The 1,196-nt window shown below is 74.4% G+C and carries 1 protein-coding gene; it reads left to right on the top strand.

Features of this window, described 5'->3' with window-relative positions:
- Nucleotides 1-1,163 (top strand): ABC transporter permease (locus tag ACFTZL_RS44990; RefSeq protein WP_382596455.1); only part of this gene is annotated, 1,163 nt, incomplete at its 5' end.
- Nucleotides 1,164-1,196 lie beyond the last annotated feature (33 nt).

Genomic DNA, 1,196 nt, shown 5'->3' with positions numbered 1-1,196 from the left:
GTCCTCAGGACATCGTGCGGCTCGGCGGGACCGGGCTGCGGACCCGTCCCCTGCGGATCTTCCTCTCCGCGCTCGGGATCGCGATCGGCGTCGCCGCCATGATCGCGGTGGTCGGAATCTCCGGCTCCGGCCGGGCGGAGGTGGACCGCCGACTCGACGCGCTCGGCACCAACCTGCTGCGGGTCGCCCCCAGCGACTCGCTCGACGGCACCGAGGCCAAGCTGCCCCACGAGGCCGTCGCGATGATCGGCCGTATCCCGCCCGTGCGGCAGGTCGCCGCCACCGGCGCGACCAGCGCACACATCTACCGCAATGAGCACATCGCCATCGGACGCACCGGCTCCCTCGAGGTCCTCGCGGCCGACCGGCACCTGCTCCCGGCCGTCGGCGGCCACATCCGCCGGGGCCGCTGGCTGGATTCCGCGACCGAGCAGTACCCGGCGGTCGTGCTCGGCTCCACGGCCGCGGGCCGGCTCGACGTGTACACACCGGGCACCCGGGTCTGGCTCGGCGACCGCTGGTTCTCCCTCGTCGGCGTCCTCGATCCCGTACCGCTCGCGCCGGAGCTCGACAGCGCGGCGCTGGTCGGCTGGCCTGCGGCCCGGACGTACCTGCGCTTCGACGGCCATCCGTCGACGGTCTACGTCCGCTCCGAGGACAGCCAGATCGCGGAGGTGCGGGGCGTGCTGCCGGCCACGGCGTACCCCGAGAAACCGGGACAGGTCCGGATCTCCCGGCCCTCCGACGCGCTCGCCGCCCGCGAGGCCACCGAGTCGGCGCTCACCGGGCTGCTGCTCGGCCTCGGTGGCGTGGCGCTGCTCGTCGGGGGCGTCGGGGTCGGCAACACGATGGTCATCTCGGTCCTGGAGCGGCGCCCCGAGATCGGCCTGCGCCGGGCGCTGGGGGCGACCCGCGGCCAGATCCGGACCCAGTTCGTGACGGAGTCGCTGCTGCTGTCGCTCATCGGCGGCCTCGGCGGGACGGTGCTGGGGACGGCGATCACGGCGGCCTACGCCCTCAGCCGCGACTGGCCGACGGTCGTCCCGGTGTGGGCGAGTGCGGCGGGGATCGGCTGCACTCTGCTCATCGGCATGCTCGCCGGACTGTATCCGGCGGTACGGGCGAGCCGGCTGTCACCGACGGAGGCCCTGTCCGGCTCCTGAGCGGCCTGTCCGTCGTACGGGTCAGGGGCGGCC

This window comes from Streptomyces sp. NPDC056948 (assembly GCF_042674225.1).
GTDB classification, from domain to species: domain Bacteria; phylum Actinomycetota; class Actinomycetes; order Streptomycetales; family Streptomycetaceae; genus Streptomyces; species Streptomyces purpurascens.
The sequence above is the reverse complement of the archived record's forward strand: the minus strand, read 5'-3'. Positions and strand labels throughout refer to the sequence as shown.